Source organism: Chamaesiphon sp. OTE_75_metabat_556, assembly GCF_031378165.1.
Lineage (GTDB): Bacteria > Cyanobacteriota > Cyanobacteriia > Cyanobacteriales > Chamaesiphonaceae > Chamaesiphon.
Window position 1 is genome coordinate 1 of record NZ_JANNDR010000184.1, and the last position, 7,857, is coordinate 7,857.

The 7,857-nt window shown below is 43.1% G+C and carries 8 protein-coding genes; 6 read left to right on the top strand and 2 right to left on the bottom strand.

Annotated features, from left to right (window positions below; translation table 11 throughout):
• Positions 1-896: class I SAM-dependent methyltransferase (locus RMO27_RS07640; protein WP_309731037.1), on the bottom strand; the 896-nt coding region annotated here is incomplete at its 3' end.
• A gap of 107 nt (positions 897-1,003) precedes the next feature.
• On the opposite strand from RMO27_RS07640, the gene RMO27_RS07645 reads away from it, so the two are divergent.
• The 6 genes from RMO27_RS07645 to RMO27_RS07670 all read left to right on the top strand — a co-directional run bounded on the left by RMO27_RS07645 (position 1,004) and on the right by RMO27_RS07670 (position 7,279).
• Positions 1,004-1,414 (top strand): hypothetical protein, encoded by a 411-nt coding sequence (locus tag RMO27_RS07645; RefSeq protein ID WP_309731038.1) that lies wholly within the window; start codon positions 1,004-1,006, stop codon positions 1,412-1,414.
• 46 nt (positions 1,415-1,460) lie between these two features.
• Positions 1,461-2,333, top strand: coding sequence for an S-methyl-5'-thioadenosine phosphorylase (locus RMO27_RS07650; RefSeq protein WP_309731039.1), 873 nt, complete (start codon positions 1,461-1,463; stop codon positions 2,331-2,333).
• 179 nt (positions 2,334-2,512) lie between these two features.
• Complete coding sequence (dacB, locus tag RMO27_RS07655) at positions 2,513-4,024, top strand: D-alanyl-D-alanine carboxypeptidase/D-alanyl-D-alanine-endopeptidase (RefSeq protein ID WP_309731040.1); 1,512 nt, start codon at positions 2,513-2,515, stop codon at positions 4,022-4,024.
• A 248-nt stretch (positions 4,025-4,272) separates the two neighbouring features.
• The gene (locus RMO27_RS07660; protein ID WP_309731041.1) at positions 4,273-5,316 is read left to right on the top strand and encodes a hypothetical protein; all 1,044 of its coding nucleotides are present in this window, start codon (positions 4,273-4,275) and stop codon (positions 5,314-5,316) included.
• Positions 5,317-5,381: 65 nt separating this feature from the next.
• Positions 5,382-6,269 carry a DMT family transporter gene (locus RMO27_RS07665; protein ID WP_309731042.1) on the top strand — a complete coding sequence of 296 codons (888 nt, stop codon included), beginning with the start codon at positions 5,382-5,384 and terminating at the stop codon, positions 6,267-6,269.
• Positions 6,270-6,514: 245 nt separating this feature from the next.
• The gene (locus RMO27_RS07670; protein ID WP_309731043.1) at positions 6,515-7,279 is read left to right on the top strand and encodes a Uma2 family endonuclease; all 765 of its coding nucleotides are present in this window, start codon (positions 6,515-6,517) and stop codon (positions 7,277-7,279) included.
• Between the two features lie 165 nt (positions 7,280-7,444).
• Here RMO27_RS07670 and RMO27_RS07675 read toward each other — a convergent pair.
• Positions 7,445-7,857 (bottom strand): NUDIX domain-containing protein (locus RMO27_RS07675; protein WP_309731044.1); only part of this gene is annotated, 413 nt, incomplete at its 5' end.

Genomic DNA, 7,857 nt, shown 5'->3' on the forward strand with positions numbered 1-7,857 from the left:
TGCGCGACATCAGTATCGAGCAACTCGATCAGTCGATATTGCTGGCGAATGTCTAACTTTTTAGCACGTTCTAGAGCTTCGGGTGCTTTTCCTAAAAGTCTTTCCAAATTCCAGAAATCGGGATTGGAAAAGCCGACAAAATCCAAGCCCGAAGCATCGATCAGTTCAAATAATGTCTCGATATTATAGTCGATTTCCTGGGGATGAACGTACATATCGGCAAAGCATTCATCCTGGTGATTTTCGATCGCCCAGCGTTCTTTTTCCCGTTTCACTAGTCGATTAGTTTCAGGAAGTGCAGCAAAGATCGAGCGACCGATTTTGACACCATCTTGATAGTCACCCCGCTTATCGCCTTGCAAGATCCCGATCGCTTGTTGCATCAGTTCGATCTCCCACCGTCCCAACTCCCCATAGACAAAAATATGCATCAACCCACCAGGGGCTAACTTGCCTGCTAGGGCTTGAATACCACGAATTGGATCTGGAGTATGGTGCAGCACCCCCACCGAGTTAATTAGGTCGAATTCCCCTGGGAGCTGAGCCACATCGAACAGACTCAGATGGTGAAATTCTACTCTAGTCGCACCCGATCGCGCACAGCGTTCTGTCGCAACTTTCAGCGCACCGGGACTGAGATCGATCGCCGTTACCTGCGCTTCGGGATTGAGATGTACCAAGCTATCGGTACTCACACCCGTTCCGCACCCAGCATCGAGAATCCGCACATCGCGACGCGCTGGCATCTGTCCGGTACAGAAGTTGTAAGCCGCATCCCACTGCCACCGCCAGTTAAAACCTGGGGGCGGCTCATCGAGCAATGGCTCTGGGGGGAAAGGGTAGGTATCGTAGAGATTTTGGACGGCTTGACTAATCTGGGCGGGACTGGCTTCCATAACTCGATCGCTGCTGGGAATATCTGATTCGATCGTTATTGTATCTCGATCCCCAATGTCATCAGTTATAATCTATCGGTGAATATACGTTGGGAATCATAAATTCTGTGGGACAGTACGAACGGCTGGTATTGATGGCGGAAGACGAACTCACTCAATACAGTAGTGATGCCCGCAAAATCGAGAAATTGCGCCGCAAGATCGGCTTATCGGTGAATTTAGCAGAGCAACGGGAAGTCAAAGCGGTATTAGAGCAAGAATTACCCACTGGTGGCATCGTCAAATTAGTCGAAACCCAACGCCAAACTGTCGCGTTACCGTTCTGGGGCATTGCTGGGTTAGGATTGTTATTTGGGATTTCACTCAATCAACCGTTGGACTTTATCGCCGCAGTTGGTGGCACAGCCGCTGCAATTGCTATCCAGAAGTGGGGCTGGAAGCTGTATGCCAAAAGGATCGTGTTAGACACCTTAATCGACATCGACACCAAAATTAGTGAAATCAAACCAAAAAGTTGACGATCTTTAATTATCAACTATCAATTATTAATTATCAATTATCAAAATGAGTGATGTCAAAATTGGGATTATTGGTGGCAGTGGACTTTACCAAATGTCTGCATTGAAAAATGTCCGTGAAGTCAGCATCGATACACCGTTTGGCAAACCTTCTGACAATCTAATTGTTGGCGATCTCAATGGTGTCGAAGTAGCTTTTTTAGCCCGCCACGGTCGCAATCATCATCTCACTCCGACCGAAGTTCCCTATCGTGCCAATATCTATGCGATGAAACAAATTGGTGTCGAATATCTAATTTCGGCATCAGCAGTCGGCTCGTTACAGGCAGAAGTGAAGCCATTAGATTTAGTATTGCCAGATCAATTTATCGATCGTACCAAGAGCCGCGCGAGTACGTTTTTTGGTGAAGGAATTGTCGGACATATTGCCTTTGGCGATCCGATTTGCCATCAGTTGGCGGGGATATTAGCAGACTCGATCGAGTCGCTCGATCTACCCGAAATTACATTACATCGCGGTGGAACTTACGTCTGCATGGAAGGGCCAGCATTTTCAACCAAAGCCGAATCGAATATGTATCGGCAGCTTGGTGGAACGATTATTGGGATGACCAATTTACCAGAGGCCAAGTTAGCTAGAGAAGCCGAGATTGCTTATGCGACTTTAGCATTAGCGACTGATTACGACTGTTGGCATCCAGATCATGATAATGTGACGGTGGATATGATTATTGCCAATCTGCATAAGAATGCAACCAATGCTCAACAAGTAATTCAAGAAACTGTCCGCCGATTGAGTGCGAATTTATTTGGATCAGAGGCACATTCCGCCCTCAAATTTGCAATCATTACACCACTAGATAAAGTACCAGAATCAACTAAACAGAAATTAGCACTGTTATTGAAAAAATATCTGTAAATAAGCTGTAAATTGGCGATTGCTAATGTCAATTAGTACTAAGTGATCGTGTGAAATAAGCGTGCAGGGAAATAATAGATCGATCGATATACCCTCTTTCCCCGCTCCCCGCTCCTCCCTTAATCGCAGCTAGAGATCGTCCCAATCTCCTGTAAACTAAGGATTGCCAAAAATTGGGTGTGAATTTACCGATGCCGCAGTTATTTCTTGCCCGTCAGACGATCGCGACCACTTGCGGATGGTTATTGATGCAACTACTAACAACGATCTCGGCGCAAGCGCAGCAGCCGCAAGTTGTTACACCGCCAGCATTACCAGCAGTTTGTCAGAATCAGTTAGCCACCGAGATCGATCGGATTATCGATCGACCAGAATTGCGCCGCTATCGCTGGGGGATTGTCGTTCGGGAGTTAAATGGCGCGAGTCAACTTTATAATCGGGATGGCGATCGATTATTTATTCCCGCTTCTAATGTCAAACTCATTACCACCGCCGTCGCGCTGCGCCAGCTCGGTGTGGCAAGGCGATTGCGGACATCGATATATCAACTGCCGAGCACGGGGCATCGAGCCAATCTGGTGGTTGTCGGGAGAGGCGATCCTAGTCTGACTGTGACTAAATTGCCGTTACTCGTCCAACAACTCAAACAACGGGGCATTACTCAAATCGGCCAGATTAGTTTCGATGACGGTTATTTTCGCGGGGAACAGCTCAATTCTGGTTGGGAATGGGGCGATTTATCGACTGATTATGCGCCCGCGATTAATGGATTGATGCTCAATCAAAATTCCAATCCGCTGACTGTCAGTCCCCAACAAATTGGGCTACCACTCAAATATACTTGGCAAGATCCGAGCTTAAACAATTGGCAAGTCGATAATCAAAGCTTGACGGCTGTAACTAGTCAAACAGATCGTGGTGTTGCGGCAATCGCGATGTTTGGTAAATCGACGATTAGGTTGACGGGTAAATTAGCACCAACTGCCGCAGCTACCCAAATCGATCTACCGCTGGTAAATCCTGCCGGATCGTTTATCAATGCCTTCAATCAAAGCTTGAATCGATCGGGGATTTCGATCGCAAATACGCGCCTAGTATTGGAGCAAAATATTTTTAATCTTCCTGAAATTGCGGCGATCGATTCGCCGACAATTACTGAATTAGTTAACGAAACCAATCAAAAAAGTAATAATATCTATGCCGAAGTACTGCTCAAATCGATCGGGCGCACTCATCCCACACATTATACGAGCAATGAAGATACCAGCACGCTCGGTCTCGCTTTAGTCAAACAACGGCTGACAGAAATGGGTGTAGACTCCCAGGCTTATAGTATTTATGATGGTTCGGGATTATCCCGACACAATTTGGTCGCACCGATGACATTCGTCCGCGTCCTATCATCAATGGCAACGACACCCGTCGGTCAAATTTACCGCGATTCTTTACCACTCTCTGGCATCAGTGGCAGTCTCAGAAATCGGATGAAAGGGACTTTAGCCCAAGGCATCGTTCGGGCTAAAACTGGGAGTTTAAGTGGCGTTACCAGTCTATCTGGCTATATCAATCCACCGCAATATTCACCATTAGTATTTAGTATTATCCTCGATCGACACAATCGACCCACATCCCAAATGGTCAAGGTTATCGATGAGATTGTCATCGTATTAGCAAGATTAAAAAAATGCTAAACATTACCTAATTTAGCGGTTGGTAATTATGGAAATTATTACTTTATTAGCTTTGCTCTTGCCACCACAATCTCAGCGATCGCACGGCCTCAATATGTCTATTCGATAATAGCTACAATGCTCGATCGATCGAGCAAATTCAATGGAAATGATAGTTGTTTGGTTTCCTACGTCAACCCAACCTACATAGAGGAACGTGCTAAAATGATGTCTTACCCTTCCGCAACCCTTCTTCATAAAACAACGCCATGTCTATTTATAATTTACTCAGAGAGTTACCTCAATATTCGGATGCTTTTTCATTTGGTTTTGATATTGATGAAATACATGAAAATATTTTTTATCTTGACAAGAAAGATATAGAAGGTTGTTTTAGGCTTTGGGCAAGTAAATTTCAGCCTTGTGCATTTGGTAGGCTAGCAAGTAAGAAAACAAAATGTCTCGATTATCATATGACTATAATCACAGAAGAGGAATTGAAGTTAGATGATTATCATCTTTTTCAGATTATTCAGAATGAAAGAAGAAATTTTAAAGACCGAGCCTTACGAGGTGAAGTAAGCGCACATTTAATTTTTTTTGTAAGCCGTTATCTCTCATATGCAAAACCTTCAAGTGAGTTTCTTAAAGTGCAGCAAGAATTATGCTCTTTGTATCTACCTGAATCTCTGCCGATCAAGCCAGATATTATATATAGCGAATCTATTCCTTTGCGTCATCCCGATAATTCTATCAAAGCTTATAAAGCAGGAATAAATACTTTTTATTCAACGGCACATCTGACTAGAAATCATGACAGAAGAGTCCCTGGTGGTTTTTTAATTTCAATCAATGCACCCGGTCATTATTTACATTTATCGACAGAAAATGGTGTGTATTCTAGTTTAGAAGAGGGGTTGCAGCAAATAAAAAAATTAACCATACAATCTATTGGTAAAGGAGGGATATCCCATGATGAAAAAATTTCTACTACTTGGCTCTCAGAAAACCCCATCGATCGACAAGGATGTCCATCGCAGAAGGGAGAACATGGTGATTATTACTCAGGATTTTACCACACTGATGTATTGATTCCTTCAGAAATCACCATTGATAATAAAGAACTAAAAGTATTTGATACGAGCGATCGGCTTATTTTTGATTGGAATGTATTGTTCTATGTGACGCAAAATATATTTCCGCTTGGACATCCATACCATGGTGAATTCGTAGGAGTTACTATCAGCGAAGAGGAAATATATTTTAATAGCTTTGCTCCAAGAAAAGCAAACACAGGGAAACTGACGGATTAAATATTAATTTTTATTTCCTTTGCTTGGAAATACAATTATTCTCTAATGTAATAACGAGGCTTTTCATGAAAATTTTCCTAGGGTTGTTTTTTTCCATTTTAGCTGCCTTATTTTGGGGGGCTGCTATTGTCATGAGCAAGCTCACCTTGAAAGAAATTGATTCCAATTATCTTTTCATGATTCAAGTTTCTTCTTCTGCCATCATGGCTTGGATTGTGCTAGCTTTAAATAGAAAAAAAATTAAATTCGCAAGAAATATAAAGGTATATTTACTAGGAGTATTTGAGCCTTTTTTGGCTTATGTCTTATCTTTGCATGGACTGGCATATGTCAACGCAGGTATCTCGTCTATACTTTTTTCATCAGAATCAATAATGATCGTAATACTTTCCACTGTTATTCTGAAAAATCAAATAACGAAAATATATGCCTTGTACTCAATCATTTTTATATCCTCGATCGGAATACTAATTTTAGCATGGGACGACATAATTATTGGAGGGAACCAGAAGCTTCTTGGATATTTTCTTGTGTTAGCTGGAGTCTTTTTTGCTGCTATTTATGTCACTTTATCTTCAAAGGCGGTAGAAGAAACTTCGCCAATCACACTTTTAACAGGACAACTAACTATAGCAACAGTTCTTTCTTTGCTTTTTTTAATGCCATTCATAAAATTCAAATTAATAAATAATTATATTTTAATGATGGCCGTCTGTTCTGGCTTATGTCAATACTATTTTGCTTTCCTCCTTTATCTTAATTCTCTTAAGTATTTAAAGGTACATGTGGCTGGGATGACGCTCTACCTGATTCCTGTTTTTACCATCCTTGGCTCTTACTATTTTCTTGGTGAGGGACTAACTCAATTACAAATCTTGGGATGTTTTGTAGTAATGTGTTCTGTTATTGTTGCTAACTTTACACTTGAAGATAAAAATTCTTTGACTCATTGATTTTACCAATCCCCACGCCCCAGCTCACCAAAGTTCCCAACACAGCATTGGAACTGGTGGCAATCACTGATAATTCCGATACCCTCTGGTGAAGAATTCCTGCGGCTTCAGCTCAAGCCTAGCACCTGGGTATGGCGGTGGGGAGCATCCCATCTTTTAAAAATCCCGAAGAGAAAATAATCTCGATCTCCGATTGCTCTGTCTGGAATCGCTTAAAATAGAGATCGATCGACACGGTTGCATGTATGACAACTCAACTCAAGATTAACCGACAACAGCCAGTAGAAATCACCTGGGAACCTCTTCCTGCTGGATTTAGGCTAGAGGACGAACCCGTGGAAAATACCGGACAACCATTAATCGCCGCAGCGTTGAGAGAAAGCCTAGAAATAGCCCAACGCATTCAGCCCCAAATGTTGATTGCGACTAATTTTGCCCTGTGTGCGACGGTAAATGGAGAATTAGTCATCAAAGCACCGGATTGGTTATACGTTCCTAGCGTTAGAGAGCAGTTAGCCGAGCGCAACAGCTATACCCCCAACCTGGATGGCGATGTACCCACGATCGTCATGGAATTTCTCTCGGAAACTGAGGGTGGAGAGTACTCAGTCAAACCCACTTATCCCCCTGGCAAATGGTTTTTTTACGAGCAAATATTGCAGATACCGATTTATGTCATCTTCGAGCCGAAAGCTGGATTATTGGAATTATACCGTCTCCACAACGGCAAATACGAACTAGAACAACCAGATGAAAATGGTCGTCATTGGTTGCCAGAAATCGACTTGTATTTAGGAACTTGGACGGGAACTAAAACCGATCGCAACGGTTATTGGCTGCGGTGGTGGAACCAGTCGTCAGCGATCTTGCCTTGGGCGGTAGAACAGATTGAAGCCGAACGCCAAAGAGCCGAGCAAGAAGCCCAAAGAGCAGATCGAGAACGTGAGGAAAAGGAAAAATTAATCGCCTATCTCCGCGCCAAAGGACTCGATCCGAACGATATTAGCTAGACACACCAATCAGGTACGCTATGGTGTGGGATCGAAGGCGAGTGAGTCTTCCTGATGAAGTACACTACAGAGTCTACCTTTGAACCGTTAAGCGAGGTGGCGTACTGCATCCAAATTATTTTATTAGACTGACTGGGTTCTATCGGTTTGAAGCTGAAACTACCACTATCGAAAATAGACACCTACCTCTGCCAGCAACGGATCGATCGTTTGCGCCTGAATCTGGTGCGGTGGCTGCCAATCGATCCATTCATAACCCAGATGTTCGCTAGAAGGCAGAACTGTAGGTGTATCGACCCAGCCCAAGAAAATAATCAAAGTCTTTTCGATAACTTCATTGTTGTATCTAGCATATTTTGGGTGGTAAACCGATCGAAACTGAAAGTCTGGCTCGATGGTAACAGCACTAGCCGGAATCCCCGTTTCTTCAGTCATCTCTCTGAGGGCGCATTCTAAATCTGACTCGCCAGGTTCGACATGTCCTTTTGGTAAATCGTACCTGTCGCGATGTTTCATCAACAAAAAAGATTTCTGAGGATCGGTACGCTCTCCCTTAAATAAAATAAAACCGCAGGATT

Coding starts and splice junctions, on each gene's coding strand:
- RMO27_RS07650 (WP_309731039.1), top strand. CDS start 1,461: ATGAGTGATGTCAAAATTGGGATTATTGGTGGCAGTGGACTTTACCAA.
- RMO27_RS07660 (WP_309731041.1), top strand. CDS start 4,273: ATGTCTATTTATAATTTACTCAGAGAGTTACCTCAATATTCGGATGCT.
- RMO27_RS07665 (WP_309731042.1), top strand. CDS start 5,382: ATGAAAATTTTCCTAGGGTTGTTTTTTTCCATTTTAGCTGCCTTATTT.
- RMO27_RS07670 (WP_309731043.1), top strand. CDS start 6,515: ATGACAACTCAACTCAAGATTAACCGACAACAGCCAGTAGAAATCACC.